Source organism: Mesorhizobium jarvisii (assembly GCF_003601985.1).
GTDB classification, from domain to species: Bacteria; Pseudomonadota; Alphaproteobacteria; order Rhizobiales; family Rhizobiaceae; genus Mesorhizobium; species Mesorhizobium jarvisii.
In genome coordinates, this window is sequence record NZ_QZXA01000010.1 from 74,574 (window position 1) to 94,258 (window position 19,685).

21 protein-coding genes are annotated in these 19,685 nt (G+C 61.6%); 7 read left to right on the forward strand and 14 right to left on the reverse strand.

Features of this window, described 5'->3' with window-relative positions:
- Positions 1–45: 45 nt before the first annotated feature.
- The 7 genes from D3242_RS24390 to D3242_RS24420 all read right to left on the reverse strand — a co-directional run bounded on the left by D3242_RS24390 (position 46) and on the right by D3242_RS24420 (position 6,692).
- Positions 46–510, reverse strand: a complete 465-nt coding sequence (locus D3242_RS24390) for a GNAT family N-acetyltransferase (protein ID WP_064985646.1) — start codon at positions 508–510, stop codon at positions 46–48.
- The gene (locus tag D3242_RS24395) at positions 507–917 is read right to left on the reverse strand and encodes a DUF302 domain-containing protein (RefSeq protein ID WP_019858302.1); all 411 of its coding nucleotides are present in this window, start codon (positions 915–917) and stop codon (positions 507–509) included. The genes D3242_RS24390 and D3242_RS24395 overlap by 4 nt, the downstream gene beginning before the upstream one ends.
- Positions 917–3,838 (reverse strand): excinuclease ABC subunit UvrA, encoded by a 2,922-nt coding sequence (uvrA, locus tag D3242_RS24400; RefSeq protein WP_064985644.1) that lies wholly within the window; start codon positions 3,836–3,838, stop codon positions 917–919. The genes D3242_RS24395 and uvrA overlap by 1 nt, the downstream gene beginning before the upstream one ends.
- Before the next feature lie 703 nt (positions 3,839–4,541).
- Positions 4,542–4,796, reverse strand: coding sequence for a hypothetical protein (locus tag D3242_RS24405; RefSeq protein WP_223217726.1), 255 nt, complete (start codon positions 4,794–4,796; stop codon positions 4,542–4,544).
- Between the two features lie 468 nt (positions 4,797–5,264).
- Positions 5,265–5,870 (reverse strand): ATP-dependent Clp protease proteolytic subunit, encoded by a 606-nt coding sequence (locus D3242_RS24410; RefSeq protein WP_019858300.1) that lies wholly within the window; start codon positions 5,868–5,870, stop codon positions 5,265–5,267.
- A 22-nt stretch (positions 5,871–5,892) separates the two neighbouring features.
- Positions 5,893–6,363, reverse strand: coding sequence for an SRPBCC family protein (locus D3242_RS24415; RefSeq protein ID WP_120145526.1), 471 nt, complete (start codon positions 6,361–6,363; stop codon positions 5,893–5,895).
- A gap of 14 nt (positions 6,364–6,377) precedes the next feature.
- Entirely contained in the window at positions 6,378–6,692 is a 315-nt protein-coding gene (locus D3242_RS24420; protein ID WP_019858297.1) for an ArsR/SmtB family transcription factor, read from the reverse strand.
- 228 nt (positions 6,693–6,920) lie between these two features.
- On the opposite strand from D3242_RS24420, the gene D3242_RS24425 reads away from it, so the two are divergent.
- Both D3242_RS24425 and D3242_RS24430 read left to right on the forward strand, forming a co-directional pair.
- Positions 6,921–7,439: a single-stranded DNA-binding protein gene (locus D3242_RS24425; RefSeq protein ID WP_064985641.1), complete on the forward strand. Its 519-nt coding sequence runs from the start codon at positions 6,921–6,923 to the stop codon at positions 7,437–7,439.
- Between the two features lie 107 nt (positions 7,440–7,546).
- Positions 7,547–7,972, forward strand: a complete 426-nt coding sequence (locus D3242_RS24430) for an OsmC family protein (protein ID WP_019858295.1) — start codon at positions 7,547–7,549, stop codon at positions 7,970–7,972.
- Positions 7,973–8,180: 208 nt separating this feature from the next.
- Here D3242_RS24430 and D3242_RS34020 read toward each other — a convergent pair whose 3' ends face one another.
- The 4 genes from D3242_RS34020 to D3242_RS24450 form a co-directional block, all read right to left on the reverse strand.
- A complete protein-coding gene (locus D3242_RS34020) occupies positions 8,181–8,384 on the reverse strand; it encodes a nuclear transport factor 2 family protein (protein WP_223217727.1) in 204 nt (67 codons plus the stop codon).
- Positions 8,385–8,392: 8 nt separating this feature from the next.
- Positions 8,393–9,022 carry a MarC family protein gene (locus tag D3242_RS24440; RefSeq protein WP_019858292.1) on the reverse strand — a complete coding sequence of 210 codons (630 nt, stop codon included), beginning with the start codon at positions 9,020–9,022 and terminating at the stop codon, positions 8,393–8,395.
- A gap of 219 nt (positions 9,023–9,241) precedes the next feature.
- Positions 9,242–10,369: an acyltransferase family protein gene (locus D3242_RS24445; protein ID WP_081296200.1), complete on the reverse strand. Its 1,128-nt coding sequence runs from the start codon at positions 10,367–10,369 to the stop codon at positions 9,242–9,244.
- 257 nt (positions 10,370–10,626) lie between these two features.
- Positions 10,627–11,157 carry a hypothetical protein gene (locus D3242_RS24450; protein WP_064985635.1) on the reverse strand — a complete coding sequence of 177 codons (531 nt, stop codon included), beginning with the start codon at positions 11,155–11,157 and terminating at the stop codon, positions 10,627–10,629.
- A gap of 85 nt (positions 11,158–11,242) precedes the next feature.
- Here D3242_RS24450 and D3242_RS24455 point away from each other — a divergent pair, with 85 nt between their 5' ends.
- Positions 11,243–12,109, forward strand: coding sequence for a helix-turn-helix transcriptional regulator (locus tag D3242_RS24455; protein WP_064985633.1), 867 nt, complete (start codon positions 11,243–11,245; stop codon positions 12,107–12,109).
- A gap of 74 nt (positions 12,110–12,183) precedes the next feature.
- On the opposite strand, the gene D3242_RS24460 is transcribed toward D3242_RS24455, so the two are convergent.
- The gene (locus D3242_RS24460; RefSeq protein WP_010909621.1) at positions 12,184–12,807 is read right to left on the reverse strand and encodes a ParB-like protein; all 624 of its coding nucleotides are present in this window, start codon (positions 12,805–12,807) and stop codon (positions 12,184–12,186) included.
- Positions 12,804–14,543: a SulP family inorganic anion transporter gene (locus D3242_RS24465; protein ID WP_223217728.1), complete on the reverse strand. Its 1,740-nt coding sequence runs from the start codon at positions 14,541–14,543 to the stop codon at positions 12,804–12,806. Before D3242_RS24465 ends, D3242_RS24460 begins: the two co-directional genes overlap by 4 nt.
- A gap of 174 nt (positions 14,544–14,717) precedes the next feature.
- Here D3242_RS24465 and gyrA point away from each other — a divergent pair, with 174 nt between their 5' ends.
- On the forward strand, positions 14,718–17,522 hold the full coding sequence (gyrA, locus tag D3242_RS24470) for a DNA gyrase subunit A (protein ID WP_064985631.1): 2,805 nt from the start codon (positions 14,718–14,720) through the stop codon (positions 17,520–17,522).
- A gap of 57 nt (positions 17,523–17,579) precedes the next feature.
- Here gyrA and D3242_RS24475 read toward each other — a convergent pair whose 3' ends face one another.
- The gene (locus D3242_RS24475) at positions 17,580–17,732 is read right to left on the reverse strand and encodes a hypothetical protein (RefSeq protein ID WP_019858284.1); all 153 of its coding nucleotides are present in this window, start codon (positions 17,730–17,732) and stop codon (positions 17,580–17,582) included.
- Positions 17,733–18,030: 298 nt separating this feature from the next.
- Here D3242_RS24475 and coaD point away from each other — a divergent pair, with 298 nt between their 5' ends.
- The 3 genes from coaD (at position 18,031) to D3242_RS24490 (ending at position 19,677) form a co-directional block, all read left to right on the forward strand.
- The gene (coaD, locus tag D3242_RS24480; protein WP_019858283.1) at positions 18,031–18,531 is read left to right on the forward strand and encodes a pantetheine-phosphate adenylyltransferase; all 501 of its coding nucleotides are present in this window, start codon (positions 18,031–18,033) and stop codon (positions 18,529–18,531) included.
- A gap of 110 nt (positions 18,532–18,641) precedes the next feature.
- Positions 18,642–19,136 carry a peptidylprolyl isomerase gene (locus D3242_RS24485; protein WP_010909616.1) on the forward strand — a complete coding sequence of 165 codons (495 nt, stop codon included), beginning with the start codon at positions 18,642–18,644 and terminating at the stop codon, positions 19,134–19,136.
- 28 nt (positions 19,137–19,164) lie between these two features.
- A complete protein-coding gene (locus D3242_RS24490; protein ID WP_019858281.1) occupies positions 19,165–19,677 on the forward strand; it encodes a peptidylprolyl isomerase in 513 nt (170 codons plus the stop codon).
- The last annotated feature ends 8 nt before the right edge of the window (positions 19,678–19,685 follow it).

Consider the following 19,685-nt stretch of genomic DNA (forward strand, 5'->3'; position numbering starts at 1 on the left):
GTGCGGTGTCTGGCCAAATTCAGAAGTCTGGCCGCGTTCAGAAAATCAGGCTGTCGTGGTCTCGTCGACCGGTTTTGCCATGTCGACCAGCACCCATCCTGGCCGGTAGGGGTTGGGCCGGCGACCCGTTTCGCGATAACCGTAGGCGAGATAGAGCGCGATGTTCCGCTCCATTTTCGCATTGGTGTAGAGCCGTATCTCCGGCAGGCCCCACAAGCGCGTCTGTTGATCCGCGTGATTGAGCAGCTCTGTGCCAAAACCCTTGCCCTGGAAGGCGGGCGACACAGCGACGGAGAAGATCATCGCGTGATCCGCATGCCGCTCCAGTGTGAGCACTCCGGCAGGTTCGCCGCCGCTCTCCAGCAGCCAGACCTCGCCGTTCGCGATGCGCGGCGCGTAGTCTTCGGTCACCGGGATCGGCGGTGCGTCGAGTATGGCGTTGTAGGGGGCGTAGGCGGCTTCCGTCAGCGCGACGATCGCAGCAAGATCTTCAGGGCGGGCAAGTCTCATGACTGATCCATTCCAGCAGCAGCGGCGATCACCTTCTCCATGCCTGTGGCAATCGCCGCGACTGCAGCGCGGCTGACATCGCCCAGGCCGTGGCGACCGGCGATCCAGTGCGGATCGTTGTAGGACAGCCAGGCATTGCCTTGTTCATCTTCCCAGCCCAGCGCCTTGACGGGCAGATCGATGCCGGCAAGCTGACTGTCCTGCATGAGAGGGGTGCCACCTCTGGGGTTGCCGAAGATCAGCAGTTCGGTTGGCCGCAACGCAGCGCCGACATCACGTGCGCCGGCGGCATGATCGATGCGCGCGAAGACGACTAGGCCGGCACGCTTGACCACCTCAGCAAGGCGGTCGATGGTTTCGGTCACGCCAAAGCGGCTCTGAACCGTGATGAGACCATCCCCAGCCATCACTCCGCCGCTTCGCGCTTGCCTCCGGGGCGCCGCTCCAACAGCTCCTTGAGGAACTGGCCGGTGTAGCTGCGCTTCTCACGCACGATCGCTTCCGGTGTACCCTGGGCAACCAGTTCGCCGCCGCCGTCGCCGCCTTCGGGGCCAAGGTCGAGCACCCAGTCTGCGGTTTTGATCACTTCGAGATTGTGCTCGATGACCACCACCGTGTTGCCCTGGTCGACCAGTTCGTGCAGCACTTCCAGGAGTTTGGCGACGTCGTGGAAATGCAGGCCGGTGGTCGGCTCGTCGAGGATGTAGAGCGTCTTGCCGGTCGCCTTGCGCGACAGTTCCTTGGCGAGCTTGATGCGCTGCGCCTCGCCGCCGGACAGCGTCGTCGCCTGCTGGCCGATATGGATGTAGCCGAGGCCGACCTGCTTCAGCGTATCGAGCTTGTCGCGCACGCCGGGCACGGCGGCGAAGAAATCGACGCCTTCCTCGACGGTCATGTCGAGCACGTCGGCGATCGACTTGCCCTTGAACAGGACGTCGAGCGTCTCCCTGTTGTAGCGCTTGCCGTGGCAGACGTCGCAGGTGACGTAGACGTCGGGCAAAAAGTGCATCTCGATCTTGATGACGCCGTCGCCCTGGCAGGCCTCGCAGCGGCCACCCTTGACGTTGAACGAGAAGCGTCCCGGCTGGTAGCCGCGCGCCTTGGCTTCGGGCAGGCCGGCGAACCAGTCGCGGATCGGCGTGAAGGCGCCGGTATAGGTGGCGGGGTTCGAACGCGGCGTGCGACCGATCGGCGACTGGTCGATGTCGATGACCTTGTCGAGGAATTCCAGACCCTCGATGCGGTCATGCTCGGCCGGATGTTCGCGCGACCCCATGATGCGGCGCGAGGCCGCCTTGAACAGCGTCTCGATCAGGAAGGTCGACTTGCCGCCGCCCGACACGCCGGTGACAGCGGTGAAGGTGCCGAGCGGGATCTCGGCGGTGACATTCTTCAGATTGTTGCCGCGCGCGCCGACGATTTTCAGGCGCCGGTTCTTTTTCGCCTCACGCCGGACCCCGGGGGTGGCCACTTCAAGCGCGCCCGACAGATATTTGCCGGTGATCGAATTGGGGTTGGCCATCACCTGCTGCGGCGTGCCCTGGGCGATGATCTCGCCGCCATGGATGCCAGCGGCCGGCCCCATGTCGACGACATAGTCGGCATGCAGGATGGCATCCTCGTCATGTTCGACGACGATGACGGTGTTGCCGATGTCGCGAAGGTGCTTGAGCGTATCGAGGAGGCGCGTGTTGTCGCGCTGATGCAGGCCGATCGACGGCTCGTCCAGCACGTAAAGCACGCCGGTCAGACCCGAGCCGATCTGCGACGCCAGGCGGATGCGCTGGCTCTCGCCGCCCGACAGCGTGCCCGAATTGCGCGACAATGTCAGATAGTCGAGCCCGACATCGTTGAGAAAGCGCAGGCGCTCGCGGATTTCCTTAAGCACGCGCACCGCGATCTCGTTCTGCTTATCGTTGAGCTGCGCAGGCAGATCGGTGAACCATTTGTCGGCATTGCGGATCGACTGTTCCGTGACTTCGCCGATGTGCTTGCCGCCGATCTTCACCGCCAGCGCTTCCGGCTTCAGCCGATAGCCTTTGCAGACGGGGCAGGGCGTCGCCGACATGAAGCGCTCGATCTCCTCGCGCATCCAGGCGGATTCAGTTTCCTTCCAGCGCCGTTCGAGATTGGGGATAACGCCTTCGAAGGTCTTGGTCGTCTTGTAGGAGCGCAGGCCGTCATCATACTGGAAGGTGACTTCGCGCTCGCCGGTGCCGCGCAGGATCGCGTCCTGGGCCTCGGCGCTCAAATCCTTGAACTTGTCGCCGAGCTTGAAGTTGTAGGCCTTGCCCAAGGCTTCGAGCGTCTGCACGTAATAGGGCGAGGTCGACTTCGCCCATGGGCTGACGGCCCCGTCGCGCAGCGAGACGTTTTCGTCGGGCACGACGAGATTGGGGTCGATGGCGCGCTGGCTGCCGAGACCGTCGCAGGTCGGGCAGGCGCCGAACGGGTTGTTGAACGAGAACAGCCGCGGCTCGATCTCGGGGATGGTAAAGCCGGATACCGGACAGGCGAATTTTTCCGAGAACAGGATGCGCTCATGCGTCTCGTTCTTCGACTTGTTGACCGAATCCTCGCCGGTCTGGCTGGAATCGAGCGGCCTGTCGGCGAATTCGGCCACCGCCAGCCCCTCGGCGAGCTTCAGCGCCGTCTCGATGGAATCGGCAAGACGCGTGGCCAGATCGCCACGCACGACTATGCGATCGACGACGACGTCGATGTCGTGCTTGTATTTTTTATCGAGCGCCGGAACATCCGCGATCTCATAGAAGACGCCGTCGACCTTGACGCGCTGAAAACCCTTCTTCTGCAACTCCAGCAGTTCCTTGCGATACTCGCCCTTGCGGCCGCGCACGATCGGCGCCAGCAGGAACAGGCGCGTGCCTTCCTCCAGCGCCAGCACCCGGTCAACCATCTGGCTGACCGTCTGGCTCTCGATCGGCAGGCCGGTGGCCGGCGAATAAGGTACGCCGACACGCGCGAACAGCAGGCGCATATAGTCGTAGATCTCGGTGACTGTGCCGACCGTGGAACGCGGGTTCTTCGACGTGGTCTTCTGCTCGATGGAGATGGCAGGCGACAGGCCGTCGATCTGGTCGACGTCGGGCTTCTGCATCATTTCGAGGAATTGCCGGGCATAGGCCGACAGGCTCTCGACATAGCGGCGCTGGCCTTCGGCGTAGATGGTGTCGAAGGCGAGCGACGATTTGCCGGAGCCCGACAGGCCGGTCATGACGATCAGGCTGTCACGCGGCAAATCGAGATCGACATTCTTCAGATTGTGTTCGCGCGCCCCGCGAATGGAAAGGAATTTATGGTCGGCCATCGCCGGTCGCCGCCTCAGATCTGGAATTCGTGGGATTGGCGGGATTGTCCCGGCCATCCCCTATGTAGGTGTTTTTGCCGCCACGTCGAGAGACGCCACAATTCCCGACAGAAGTCGTTTAACCGCCTTTCACGCGAAGGGGCAAGCAGAAAGAACAAAGGCCGAACACGCTCCTGACAAAGCTGTGCAGAAACCTGACCTGTACGTAACCTCCCGGCGATCACAATTTTCCGTAACCGGCTATTGAAGGTTGACGTGGCCGGCTCAGGGGAGCAGTCTCCTGGGGTCAGCGAAGCCGGCCGTCTTTCGATGGCCTCGCCGCCCCAAGGCGGCCTGCGAGACGCCGCAGGTACTTGCGATTTGCGCTTCGCTACGACAATGTCGCAACGGACACAGGAGCGGAGCATGACGCCACCGGATAGTCCCCAAGGGCTCCACGCCTCGTTGGAGCCGCGGCAGGCATAAGTGCCAGGGTTTAGCGTTTGCGCCACCCGACAAACCGTGACTTGCCGTATTCCCCAAAAATCAGAGACTGCTAGTCGGATCGTCGGCTGACGCCGCGTAGCATCCGAAATCAAACGCCGGCAGTACACTCCCGGCAAAATATGGATTTGAGATCCAGAAAAGCCCCGTCCGTTTGCCTAAGGCACGGCGGGGCTGTTCGTTTGAGGAAATGGCTGAACTGGCCCAGCGGAGGGGCTGCTCACCTTGGGGGCTTAAACCCGCCCGTGGCCATATCGACCGTGATGGTGCCGGAAATCCTGACATCGGTATCGCCGATCTTGAACGTGCCGTTGCCGTTGCTGGGGAACGCATCGTCGGGTTCCGGCTGGGGAGCCGGCTTGGCGATGCGATAATCACCGTTCACGCCGGGCAGGGCGCCTTTCTGTGCCTGGGAGGTATTGTCCGCGGCAAAAGCCCCGCCGGACGTCGCTGCGGTGATCGCAATGGCTGTCATCAGTCTGTTCAGGCGGTAGCGCATGGCATGACTATAGTGCCGCGCTCATTGCGAAACCAGACCAGCGGCGGCGAAATGGATGCGACGCCGTCAGCCTTCAATGTGGTGATCAGGCTTCAAGGTCTTCAAATCTCTATATTAGTCTGACACAGGGCGTGCTGGCTGGCCTGGTTGCCAGTTGCTAAAATCCATGTAGCAGCGAATGGATATACCTTCGATTCGCACGTCGCCGCCACGCGCCAGACATCCATACCCTCCGGGAACATTAACTAGCAAGAAAAATGCCATGCATATTCCTGCTATAGCTAATATAGCGCGTAATGCTCGTTTGTTTGGATCGTTAGGCTTTGGCATTTATGCCTCTGTTGATAATTCAACGGATTCAATAGCGCCGAATTCATTGATAGGTGATAAAAACTATTTTCTGCATTTAGTGCATCTGCATTTGATTGATGACCAAAATCAGCCTCATGCCGCCTTTTTGCGGGTGTCGAAGACATGGTCGACAATGCCCCATGCCTGGGCCTCGCGAGCGGTCATGAAATGGTCGCGGTCGAGCGTGCGTTCGACCTCCTCATAGCTGCGGCCGCAATGCTGCGCGTAGAGTTCGGCCATGCGCTGTTTGGTCTTGCCGATCCGCTCGGCATGGCGCTGGATGTCGGAAGCCTGGCCCTGGAAGCCACCCAACGGCTGATGCAGCAGAACGGTGGCGTTCGGCAGCGCGATGCGGCGCCCCGGCGTGCCCGCCATCAGCAGGAACGAGCCCATCGAGGCGGCGAACCCCATGCACACGGTCGATACCGGGCAACTGACGTACTGCATCGTGTCGTAGATGGCGAAACCGCTGGTCACCACGCCGCCCGGTGAGTTGATGTAGAGCGATATCTCCTTGTCGGGATTATCTGACTCCAATGACAAAAGCTGCGCGCAAACCAGCGCCGAGACATCGTCGTTGATCTCGCCATTGATGAAGATGATGCGCTCGCGCAGCAGCCGCGAGAAAATGTCGAAGGCGCGTTCACCGCGGCTCGATTGCTCGATCACCATCGGCACCAGACTGGCAAGACCACTCATTTTTCGTCTCCGATTTCCGTGTTCAGGCTGCGAGCAGCAGGGTGTTCGGTATGTTCGCGGCGACAGGCTTTGCGCGCCCTTGCAATCCAAGCGAGAGCCGGCAGCCGGCGCCGGCCATGGCGACGGCAGGCATCGCTTTCCCCGCAAAACCGTCATGGACGATGCGCAGATGCGTACCGCCGGAAACGGTGCGGGCGAGCGTGAAGGTGACGACACTGTCGAACGGATCCCCAGCGTCGCCCGGCTGCTCACGCCAGGAATAGCGCAGCAAGCGCTCCGGCTCGGCGTCGAGGATTTCGCATTCGATGGCAGTGTCCAGCCCGGCGAAGGCAAAACGACTGCCGGTCTCAGGCTTGATATCGTTCGGCATCATCCAGGCGGCGAGCAGTTCAGGCACGGTCAGCGCCCGCCATACTTTTTCCGGCGGTTCGGCAAGGTCGTATTCGAACTCGAGCACATCCGGGGTCGCTTCGCTCTGGTTTCCTGCGTTCATTGATCCCACGCTCGTCATTGATCCATGTCCTTCAAAACCGTCTTCAGCCTTTCGATGCGCTCCGGCCAGAAGGTTCGGTAGCGCTCGATCCAGGAGAGCAAGGGGGCAAGCCCCTGCGGATCGGCACGATAATAGGCGTTGCGGCCGGCCCGCCGCTCGATCACCAGGCCGGCGCCACGCAGCACCGCCAGATGCTGCGACACTGCCGGCTGCGACACCGTCAGGCCGCTGCGCAATTCCGACACGCTCATCTCAGCTGCGGCGAGGCGCTCGAAGACGGCGCGGCGCGTCGGGTCGGCCAAAGCGCGGAAAATTTCTGCTTCGATCATGACAAAAGCATAAGTCGATACTTATTGATTTGGCAAGCGCTGTTTTGAATCCCATATGATGGGCTCGGGCATTGTTGCCATTCCTTGACAATCAGCAACAGTGCATATAGGAACGAAAAGGGAACAAAAACCTTGTGGGAAAAGCCAGCCTTAGCAGGCGGCTGACGTTCGTAGCCTGTAAGGTGCTGCGACAAAAATTTGTTTCTCGGATGAGCGCGGAGAAAAATCATGGCGGGTAGCGTCAATAAGGTCATTCTGGTCGGCAATCTCGGCGCGGACCCTGAAATCCGCCGCCTGAACTCGGGCGAGCCGGTCGTCAACATCCGTATCGCCACGTCGGAAAGCTGGCGCGACAAGAATTCCGGCGAGCGCAAGGAAAAGACCGAGTGGCACAATGTCGTCATCTTCAATGAGGGCATCGCCAAGGTGGCCGAGCAGTATCTGAAGAAGGGCATGAAGGTCTATGTCGAGGGCCAGCTGCAGACGCGCAAATGGCAGGACCAGACCGGCGCTGACAAGTACACGACGGAAGTCGTGCTGCAGAGATTCCGCGGCGAACTGCAGATGCTCGACGGACGCCAGGGTGAGGGCGGCCAGGTCGGTGGTTATTCCGGCGGCGGCAGCAGCCGCGGTTCCGATTTCGGCCAGTCCAGCCCGAACGAGAGCTTCAACCGTGGCGGCGGCGCCCCCAGGGGCGGCGGTGGCGGCGGTTCGTCGCGCGAACTGGACGACGAGATCCCCTTCTGATCGAAAGCAACCAAACGGCGTGTGATCGATACGCCCCGAGGGTCCCGCATGGACTTTCGGGGTTTTGCATTGTTGATTTGGGATCAAAGGACTGAAAGGACAAAGCGGTGAAGGCACGGATAAAGTGGGTCGAAGAGCGCACCTTCATCGGCGAGTCCGGCAGCGGCCACAAGGTGGTGCTGGGAACGGCACCTGGCCCTGAAGGCAAGACGCCGGGTCCGAGCCCGATGGAGCTGGTGCTGATCGGCACCGGCGGCTGCTCGGCCTATGATGTCGTTCATATACTGGAAAAGGGTCGCGAGGCGGTCGAGGACTGCATCGTCGAACTCGACGCCGATCGGGCCGAGACCGACCCAAAGGTGTTCACCCGCATCCATATGCATTTCATCGTCAGGGGCCGCGCGTTGTCGTCCGACAAGGTTCAGCGCGCGATCAATCTTTCGATCGAAAAATACTGCTCGGCCTCCGCCATGATGGCCAAGACGGCCACGATCACGCATGATTTTGAAGTGATTGATACGGCGGCGAAGTAGGGCAGGCGGCACTTACTTGGAATCACCTGCCTGACTCATGAGGCTGTCGAAGCTGCACGAGTTCCCTGGTGGAACACCAGTCGCCAATTCCCGTCACAATGTTTCCAGATAGAACTGCGTAACGACGCGACTGCGTTTTCTGCTCTGGGTCGCAGGCGATAGGTGAGAAGCACGACCTCCGGAGCCAGTTGAACCGCTCTGATATCGGTCATCTCCAAATGATCGTCGGGCGCTGGCTGTTCCTCGAATCCGTCAGCGCCGCCAGGATCGATCGTTTGTCATATTCGAAACCGGATTTGCCGAACTCGATCATGCTGTCGTCGAGAACGGCGTCAAGAAAACGCGGATCAGAGCGGGTTGGCGCCTTCAGCAATGCCAACTCCAGTTCGACAATCCTGGGATCGACAGCCATTCCCAACCTCACCCCGCCATCAGCGCCTTGATGCCGTCGGCCACGAACTGCACCGCCAGTGCGGCCAGGATGACGCCGAGCAGGCGGGTCAGGATCGAGCGGCCGGTCTGGCCGAGGATGCGGTCGATGCGTTCCGACAGCACGAACACCAGGTAGGTGATGGCGAGGCAGACGAAGATGATGCCGACAAGTGCTGTCTGCGCGGCAAAGCCCTGAAACGAGCCGGAAAGCAGAACCGTCGCCGAAATCGCGCCGGGACCGGCGATCAGCGGGATCGCCAGCGGGAAGGCGGCGATGTTGTGGATCATGTCCTTGGTGATGGCGACGTCGCCGATCTTCTCCTTGCGGTCCTGCCGCCGCTCGAAGACCATTTCGAAGGCGATGAAGAACAGCAGGAACCCGCCGGCGACGCGGAAAGCCGGCAGCGTGATGCCGAACACCGACAGGATCGAGGCGCCGGCAACCGCGAACAGCGCCATCACCAGGAAGCCGATGACCGAGGCGCGGACCGAAACCTGCTGGCGCTCCTCGCGGTTCATGCCGCGCGTCACGGCGAGGAACAGCGGCGCTAGCCCCGGCGGATCGATGGTCACGAGAATGGTGACGAAGGCATTGAACAGGCTGTCGAAACTCGGCATCGCTGACCCTCCCGCCGGGCCGAGCCCGCCTTCGCATTGGTAGAGCAAAGCCCGGTCGGTGGGAACTGTCTTGACTGCGAAACTGCGGAGCTCAACAGGGTTAGCCGGCAGCGCTGCAATAGGCGTCCAGGCGATAGCCGTCCGGGTCGCCAAGGCAGACAGATTCCTCCGATGCCGGCCAATCGGCGATAACAACGGTGCGGCCGTTAGGCCCTGAAATTAAGTCGGGACGGCAACAGTCGTTGGCGCAACTATCCGCTGCGCCATGGCTCGTCCCTTTGTCTGGAATGGGGCTTCGATGAGGCGGCACGCGATCTCGGCGATGGCGGCGGTGAGGATGAGCCCCCCCGCCAGAATAACGACGGAATGCGCCGAGTTCCGGATGGCTTCCGCACTGCCGGCGTAGCGGGCGCAGCCCTCTTTGACCAGCCTGAAGGCTATGGAGTGGAAAAGGTAGATGGCATAGGAGCGCTTGCCGATCCAAAGCAGCAGACGTTGGTTTTCCGCGTTTCGGAACAGGTAGCCTCGATCATAAGAGGCGATCCAGACCAGAGAGCCAGCCAGCAGAGCTATCAACCCGACATAGAACGAAACGATCAGTCCGCCCGACAGGAAACAAATGGCGGTGATGGCGAGCGCCGCGAAGAGAAGACCGATGTGGCGGTGGCGAAAGATGGTGGGAGCCAGTCGCCAATAGTCGGCATGCTGCGAAAACAGCGCGATGAGGACGCCCCATGAGATGGCATCGGTCCGCGTGATCCAAAGCCATGAGGTGTTGGGTCGGTAAAGCGGAAACTGGATGACGATGAGGAGAGCACAGATCGCTGCAAGCCATTTACGCGAGAAGATGAACACCAGCGGAAGGGCGATATAGAACTGTTCTTCCAAGGACAGCGACCAAAAATGAAGGTTGATGCCGCATGTCTTCCAGCCGGCTGACAGGCATTGGAAAAAGTGCCAGTTCTGGACGTAGATCACAACCGCCACGGCGTCGTAGAAATTGTTCTGCGGGCTGCCGAAAAAGCCGAACCCGTTCCAGGTGGCGGCCAACACTATCGAGAGAGCCAAGGTCATCCAGGAAAGCGGGGCGAGACGAAAGAAACGCCGGATCCAAAACGACTTCAAGGCGATGAGGGGCGTTTCAGACCGGATATGGCGCAGTAGCGTGGCAGTGACCACAAATCCCGATATCGCGAAGAAGATATCCACGCCAGCCCAAAAATTAGCTACCCTGAATACAGGCCACCAATACGCCGATTCCCAAGCCAGTATGAACGGAACGTGCGCAGTGATCACCATGAGGATGGAGATCGCGCGCAGAATTTCAATCTCGGCGTTCTTGGCCATTGGAGAAAAACCCTGCCTTGGGCGACCCTATATCGTCGCCCGTCGCCGATTCAATACGCGCGTCGTCTCAGCAGTTTCTTTTTCACAATGGGGCCGGCCAAGCCAGCTCGCCATTTCTGAAAAGTTCGACATGGAATCTGCCCGCGCGGGCCGGGCGGAAGGGATTTCTCATGCGTACAATCAGGAAATGGCGTCGCGGATGCCGATCGAGATATGATCGAACATGGTTTTCCCTATCGTTACAAGAGGTTGCTGGTTCAGGCTGTTGCAACGCGCCGCGCCAGGAACTCGACCTCCAGCCGCCATGTCGCGCCATTGTCGTGCGAGCGCTCGCCGAGCCAGCGGAAGGAATTTTCGGTGATCCGCGAAAAGCTCCAGCGCACCGAGGAACCGGTGCCGTCGGCGCCGACCTGCACAATCGCGTCGCCCTCGGCCCGGCCGAGCTGGCGGCTGAAATATTGATTGCGCGGATCGCTCCAGAAAATGTGCCAGGCGTCCGCGCCGGGATCATAGATCCGAAGCGTCGTGCCGTAGAACGTCCACTTGCCGAGGGACGGCTGGGAACCGATGTTCCGTGCGGGCAGGATCCAGACGTCCTGGATGGCGCGGCCCTCGAGCACCCAGCCGAAATGCACCTCGCCACGCCCGGTCAGCACGGTGCCATCCTCGAGGTGGCGCGAGGCGTCGAAAGTCCAGGCGCCGACGAAGCGGCCGTAAAGGTCCAGTTTTTCGGCAAGCCCGCCGATCGGACCGGGACTGTGCAGGGCTTCGGCAAAGGGGTCAAACATGACTGCGGTCTCTTTCTGTCAGGAGACCGCGAGGAGTAGGCGCTGACGGGGTTCTGGGCTTGGGAAAAATTGCTATATTTCGGCCATGACAGCGACGACCCGCACTCTCGCATCCGGACCCGGCTGGCATGTGGCGGATGTGATCTGCACGGCCGGCGCGGGCGACCGGCCGTTCGAGGAGGCCCATCGGGATTTCTGTATCGCGGCGGTCACCAGCGGCACGTTCCGCTACCGCGCGCAGCAGGGAACGGGCATGATGGCGCCCGGCGCGCTGCTGCTCGGCAATTCCGGCACCTGCTATGAATGCGGGCACGAACATGGCAGCGGCGACCGCTGTCTCTCGTTCCATTTCAAGCCTGTCTACATGGAACGGATCATCGCCGGTGTGCCGGGCGCGAGCACGCTTGCCTTCGAAGCGCCGCGCCTGCCGCCCTTGCCGGCCCTGGCGCCTTTGCTGGCCGAGGCGGAGGCCGCGCGCGAAATGGCCGACAAGGGTGCCTTCGAGGAACTTTCCCTGCGCATTGCCGCCGCGGCTGTGGCCACGGTTTCCGGCGCCACATCCACTAGGCGCGGACCTAGCCGCCGCGATCAGAAACGCGTGGCCGAAGCCGTGCGGCGGATAGAACTGGATGCCGACGGGCCGGTTTCGCTGTCGACACTGGCGGATGAGACGGCGACCAGTCCCTATCATTTCTTGCGCATTTTCCGGCAGGTCGCCGGCATGACGCCCTACCAGTTCCTGCTGAAGACCCGCCTGCACCGTGCGGCATTGCGGCTGCGCCTGTCCGCCGACGCGATCTCGGCGATCGCCTTCGACGCTGGCTTCAACGACCTGTCGACGTTCAACCGCCGGTTTCGACGGGTCATGGGTCAGACGCCGGGCGATTATCGCGCCAGCCGATCGGGCCGCATCGTCATACGCGCGCCTAAAGCGCGTCGAGACGCGCTTTAGGTTTTGTCTTTATGCATGTCGTTCTCCCAAAACCGAGGTCACTTTTGGGCGACATGCATTAGGCCGAGGCAGGCTCAGTCCGAGGTCGGGCCGCACCAGCCCGGCAGATAGTCCGCGTCCTTGCCCTTGGCCAGGCTGAGTGCCTCTTTCATCGCCTTGTCGAAGTTCTTCGCAACCGCGTTGCGATCGATGCGCCGACGGAGGAAATCCGCCCAGATGAATTCGCTGAACGGCGTCGTGTCCTTGGCAAAGCCGCCCATCCGGCGCAGTTCGCCTGCCATGCTCCGGTAAGGATCATCGATCAGTTCGCCGATTGTCTTGGGAATAGCCGAGTAATCGCGGCGCCGGCCGCTCTCGTCGAACGGGTGCATCCAGCCTCTGTTATCGAGCACGAAAAGAAACGTGTCCTTGTCGAGCGCGGACAGGTCGCTGATCACGGTCACAAGCACGTCCTTGACGCCTTCCTCGAGCAGGGCGCGAGCGAGGTGATGGTGATCGGTGACGTAGTTGCGATTCTTGGGACCCAACACGACCGGCACCATGTGTTTGCCGAGAAAAGCGCCGGTCTTCTTCTTGGCGTCCTGCTCCCGGATCATCTGGCGCTTCAACGCAACTTCCCGCATGCCGACCGTTATCTGCGTCGGCCTCAATTCCTCGACGGGAACCGGCGTGACAATGGGTTCTCGCGGGTCGATCATGACACTCCATCCTGTCCTTGCTGCTGCTGTTTTCCCGGACTAAGTGATTTGATCGCCGCGTCGACGCTGTGGAATATACGTTGCGGGCCCACCATTTCAGCAATGCCGAACCGCGCCAGCGCCGCCTGGGCGCGCAGCGATTCCAGCCGCGCTATGGCAAAGACCGCGCCCGCCTTGCGGCAATGAAGGATGGTGTCGATCAGGGCCTGCGCGGCGGTGTAGTCGATTTCGACGATGTTGCTGGCCTCCAGCACGACCAGTTTCACGGTTTCGTCCCTGGCATCGACAAGGTCGCAAACGCCGCGCTTGAAGCGATCGGCATTGACGAAGGACAGTGGCGCCTGGAAGGCCGCGACCAGCACTCCCGGGAGTTGTTCGCCAGCGCTGGGCTTGGCCGGAGGCCACCAGACGGACGTGCCCGGCACCTGTTCGAGCTCGATAGGCTCCGTGCGCGTCGCGCTCCATATGCCATGCAGCAGCGACAGGCCGATGCCCACCGCCACGCCGGTTGCGATCGGCAACACGACGATTGCCGCCATGGTGACCAGGATCAACACGAATTCGACCGGCGCTTGTCGATAGACGCCGGCGAACACCTTCCAGCGCAATATGTGCTGGGCAACGAACATCAGGACCCCGGCCAAGGCGGCCTGCGGAACATTGGCGAGCAGGGCGCCGCCAAAGGCACCGAGCGCCAGCACGATGGCCGCGGCAGTGAGGCCGGACAGTTGAGAGCGGCCACCCGACTGGGAGACGATGGCTGTACGCGGCGGGCTGGCATTGACGGCAAAGGCGCCGAACAGGCTCGACAAAATGCTGCCGGCGCCGACGCCGACGAAATCGCGGTTGACGTTGGGCGAGGCGTCCTGTTGCGAGGCGAAGGACCGCGAGGTGGCGGCCGTCTGCACCATGACGACAATGGCGATCAGCAGCGCCAGCGGAACGAGCGCTTGCACATCGCCGAGGCTCGTCACCGGCAAATAGGCGCCCGGCAGGCCGTTTGGCAGAGCGCCAAGCACCTCGACGCCGTGATTCCTGAGGCCGAAGACGACGACCGCAATCGTGGCAAGCACCATGCCGATCAGGGCGCCTGGGATGCGGGCGCTGATCCGTTCCGAACAGAACACGATCGCGAACACGCCGAGGCCGAGCCCCAGGCTCCAGGGATTGGTGAGATGGAGATTGCCGGCAATCTCGCCGACACGCCGCAAGGTTTCTCCACTCTCGGCAGGCAGGCCGAGCAGTCCGGGCATCTGTGAGACGATGATATGGACTGCGATGCCGGCCAAAAAACCTGTCGTAACCGGCACCGACAGGAGATCGGCGATCCAGCCGAGGCGAAAGACGCCGCTCAAGGTTACGATCAGCCCGACCATCAACGCCAGCATGGCCGCCAGTGCCAGATAATGCGGCGAGCCGGATGTGGCGAGCAGCGCCAGGCTGCCGGCGAACAGCGGCGTGATGGTCGAATCCGCGCCAACCGAGAGGTGACGATTGGCGCCAAACAGGGCAAACGCCACCGAACCGGCGACAAAAGCGAAAAAACCGATCTCGGGGGCAAAGCCGCCGAGCCGGGCCGTTGCCATCTGCTCGGGAATGGCGATCGCCGCCAATGTCAGGCCGGCGATCAGATCACCATTGAGATCCCGGAGCTGCCAGCCGCTCAGCGCCTGCAAAGGCAGCCACCGGCGCCAACTCATGGCGCTTGCGGCTTTCGCGTGGGAAAGTTGGTCCATTGCCGGCTTTTGCCTTGTGGCGGCGAAAAGCGTTGTGGCCATATCGTCGCAATCAGTGGTATCCTTTTGAAATTACCACCAAAAATGACACTGGAAAAGTGCCGCGGACATTGGAGTTTCGGCCTTGCTTCCTATATAAGCGGTCAGTGATTCCTGATTAGATTGTGATCCGATTTGACCGACCAAAAGACACCGCGCGGCGCCGACGGCGGCCCCACCGGCATCGAGCCGATCTCCATCATCGAGGAGATGCAGAGCTCCTATCTTTCTTACGCCATGAGCGTGATCGTCAGCCGTGCGCTGCCTGATGTGCGCGACGGCCTGAAGCCCGTGCATCGCCGCATTCTCTATGCTGCGCATGAGAGCGGTTACCACTGGAACCACAAATATGTGAAGTCGGCCCGCCCGGTCGCCGACGTGATGGGTAAATACCATCCGCATGGCGACGCCTCGATCTATGACGCCTTGGTGCGCATGGCGCAGGACTGGTCGCTGCGCGTGCCGCTGATCGACGGGCAGGGCAATTTCGGCTCGATCGACGGCGACCCGCCGGCGGCCATGCGCTACACCGAATCGCGGCTGACCAAGGTCGCGCATGAGCTTCTGGAGGACATCGACAAGGACACGGTCGATTTCCAGGAGACTTATGATGCCTCGGACACCGAACCGAAGGTTCTGCCGGCGCGCTTTCCCAATCTGCTGGTCAACGGCTCCGGCGGCATCGCCGTCGGCATGGCCACCAACATCCCGCCGCACAATCTGGGCGAAGTCTGCAACGGCGCCATCGCCATCATCGACAATCCGGCGATCGACCTGCCGGCGCTGATGGAGATCATTCCTGGCCCCGATTTCCCGACCGGCGGCATCGTGCTTGGCCGCTCCGGCATCTACAGCGCCTATTCTACGGGCCGTGGCTCGATCGTCATGCGCGGCAAGGTCAACATCGAACAGCGCGGCAATGACCGTGAATCGATCATCATCACCGAGGTCCCCTACCAGGTGAACAAGGCCTCGATGATCGAGAAGATGGCGGAACTGGTGCGCGACAAGCGCATCGAAGGCATTTCCGACATCCGCGACGAAAGCGACCGCCAGGGCTATCGCGTCGTTATCGAGCTGAAGCGCGACGCCGTCGCCGACGTCATCCTCAACCAGCTTTACCGCTTCACCCCGCTGCAGACCTCTTTCGGCGCCAATATGGTGGCGCTGAATGGCGGCAAGCCGGAACTGCTGACCCTGACCGACATGCTGAAGGCGTTCGTCTCCTTCCGCGAAGAGGTCATCACAAGGCGGACGAAATTCCTGCTGCGCAAGGCGCGCGACCGCGCCCATGTGTTGGTGGGTCTTGCCATCGCCGTCGCCAATATCGACGAGGTCATCAAGCTGATCCGCACCGCGCCGGATCCGCAGACGGCGCGCGAGCAGTTGATGGAGCGACGCTGGCCCGCGGGTGATGTCGAATCGCTGATCCTTTTGATCGACGATCCGCGCCACCGCATCAATGAGGATGGCACCTACAATCTGTCCGAGGAACAGGCGCGCGCCATCCTCGAACTGCGTCTGCAGCGCCTGACCGCGCTCGGCCGCGACGAGATCGCCGACGAGTTGAACACGATCGGCGCCGAAATCGTTGATTATCTGGACATTTTGTCGTCCCGGGCGCGTGTCCAGCAGATCGTCAAGGACGAGCTTGCCGCCGTGCGCGACGAGTTCGGCACGCCACGCCGCACCGAGCTCACCGACGGCGGCGCGGATATGGAAGACGAGGACCTGATCCAGCGCGAGGACATGGTCGTGACGGTGAGCCATTCCGGCTATATCAAGCGCGTGCCGCTGTCGCTCTACCGGGCGCAGCGCCGCGGCGGCAAGGGCCGCTCCGGCATGTCGACCAAGGAAGAGGATTTTGTCACAAGGCTGTTCGTGGCCAACACGCACACGCCGGTGCTGTTCTTCTCCTCGCGCGGCATCGTCTACAAGGAAAAGGTCTGGCGGCTGCCGATCGGCAACCCGCAGTCACGCGGCAAGGCGCTGATCAACATGCTGCCGCTCGAGCAGGGCGAGCGCATCACCACCATCATGCCGCTGCCCGAGGACGAGACCAGCTGGGGCGAACTCGACGTGATGTTCGCCACCACGCGCGGCACCGTGCGCCGCAACAAGCTGTCCGATTTCGTCCAGGTCAACCGCAATGGCAAGATCGCCATGAAGCTGGAGGAGGAAGGCGACGAAATCCTCGGCGTCGAGACCTGCACCGACAATGACGACGTGCTTTTGACCGCCAGCTCCGGCCAGTGCATCCGCTTCTCGGTCGGCGATGTTCGCGTCTTCCAGAGTCGCAATTCCGTCGGCGTGCGCGGCATCACCATGGCCGAGACCGACCGCATCATCTCTATGTCGGTGATCGAGCATGTCGATGCGCCGCCCGCCGAACGCGCCGCCTATCTCAAGCGAGCCGCGGCTGAACGGCGGGCTGCCGCTGGCATCGCGGCCGGTGAGGAGGAAGAGATCGCGCTGACCAATGAAGAGGTCGGCGAGGAGGCTGAGCTTTCCGACGAGCGCTACGAGTTCCTCAAGGCGCATGAGCAGTACGTGCTGACGGTAACGGAGTATGGCTACGGCAAGCGCTCGTCGTCCTACGATTTCCGCCTGACTGGGCGCGGCGGCAAGGGCATCCGCGCCACCGACGTGTCGAAGACGGCCGAGATCGGCCAGCTGGTGGCGACCTTCCCGGTCGGCAATGACGATCAGATCATGCTGGTGTCGGATGGCGGCACGGTCATCCGGGTGCCGGTCAACGGCATCCGTTTCGCCAGCCGCGCCACAAAGGGCGTGACCATCTTCAATACCGCCGAGGGTGAGAAGGTGGTTTCGGTCGAGCGGATTTCCGAGCCGCAATCGGACGAGGAAAGCGAAGAGACCATGGAGGGCGGTGCGGAGTCTGCTCCCGGGACGGACGCTGGCCCAGACGGCGCTGAGTAAGTCCAGACATAGCAACGCCGGCCCACCGGCCGGCGCGGCAGCAAGTCCAGAACTGACTTAGTAGTGACGATACGGCTTGCGGGGGCCGAAGCCTTCGAAGCGCTTGGTGGTTGCCTTGACGCGGATGCGTTGTGCCTCCTGATGCAGCCCGAATACGGTGGCGATCAGCATGGCGACTGTCATTGCGGTGGCGAGCATGTAGATCAGCATTTGCGTGTTCTCCTGCGCCTTACAACGGATAGATGGGATTTTGGTTTCATCTTATTAAGGTGCAACCTAGTGAACGCTGCGTGAAGGCTTCGTGATCAGCGTGTTCATCTGTCGTTCATGTGCTGGAAAAGGTTCATGCGCTCCGCGCCGATCGGATTTGCCTTTGCGAGAGAGGGTCGCTAGAGCCTGCTCCATCTTGGTGGACTGAAGATGGAACAGGCTCTAGCTTTCATTTGAGCATGATCTTTTCCAAAAACCGGTTTCCACTTTTTGGGATCATGCATTAGAAGCACCTGCCATGACTGAACGCACCGCACTTTACGCAGGCTCCTTCGACCCGCTGACCAACGGCCATCTCGATGTGCTGAAGGCGTCGCTGGCCGTGGCCGACATCGTCTATGCCGCGATCGGCATTCATCCGGGCAAGAAGCCATTGTTTTCCTTCGAGGAGCGGGTGCAACTCATCGAAGCCGCCACGAAGGCCGAATTCGGCCGCGATGGCGCTCGCATCAAGGTCGTTGCCTTCGACGGGCTGGTGATCGAGGCCGCCAGGAAGCAGGGCGCCTCGATCATGATCCGCGGCCTGCGCGACGGCACCGATCTTGACTACGAAATGCAGATGGCCGGCATGAACGAAACCATGGCGCCCGAGCTGCAGACGGTTTTTCTGCCCGCCAGCCCGTCCGTGCGCACCATTACCGCCACACTTGTGCGCCAGATAGCCTCGATGGGCGGCGACATACGCCCCTTCGTGCCGGCGGCTGTTGCTGGCGCGCTCACCGCAAAATTCGCGAAATAAGCCCGGAGAAAATCCTCATGCAGCTCAAAAGGCTCGCCTCGTTCCTCGTCGTGCTTGCCGGTCTTGTGACCGCCTCGGTCTCGGCCTATGCCGCCGATCCCGAAAACACCATGATCATCACGCTGAAGGACGGCGACGTGACCATCGCGTTGCGGCCCGATCTGGCGCCCAAGCATGTCGCGCAGATCAAGAAGCTCGTGCGTGACCATGCCTATGACAATGTCGCTTTCCACCGCGTCATCGACGGCTTCATGGCGCAGACCGGCGACGTCAAGTTCGGCAACATGAAGAAGGGGTTCAACTCCCAGGCCGTCGGCACCGGCGGTTCGGACCTGCCTGACCTGCCGGCCGAATTCTCGCAGACCGAGCATTATAAGCGCGGCGTGGTCGGCATGGCCCGCTCGCAAGATCCGAACTCCGCCAATTCGCAATTCTTCATCATGTTCGCGCCGGCGCCGCCGCTCGACGGCCAGTACACCATCGTCGGCAATGTCGTCAGCGGCATGGAACTGGTGGACCACATCAAGAAGGGTGACGAGGCGGACAATGGTACGGTCTCCGACCCCGACCGGATGATCAAGGTGCGCATCGCCGCCGACAAGTAATTTCTGTTTTCTCAAAAGGATATCTGACATGGCCGAAATCAAGGACCGCGAGAACGCGCTCATCATGGAAACGACCAAGGGCAAGGTCGTCATCGAACTTTTCCCCGATCTGGCCCCCGGCCATGTCTCCCGCATCAAGGAACTGGCCAGGGAAGGCGCCTATGACGGCGTGGTTTTCCACCGCGTCATCGATGGCTTCATGGCGCAGACCGGCGACGTGAAGTTCGGCAATTCCTCGAAGCCCACCTTCGCGCCGTCGCGCGCGGGCATGGGCGGCTCGGACAAGCCGGACCTGAAGGCTGAGTTCTCCAACGCCAACCACGGCCGCGGCACCTGCTCGATGGCCCGTTCACAGAACCCGAACTCGGCCAATTCGCAGTTCTTCATCTGCTTCGACGATGCCGCCTTCCTCAACCGCCAGTACACGGTCTGGGGCCAGGTCATCGAAGGCATGGACAATGTCGACAAGATCAAGCGCGGCGAGCCGGTCGTCGATCCCGACAAGATCGTGTCGCTGAAGGTCGCGGCCGACGTCAAGTAAGGCGAAAC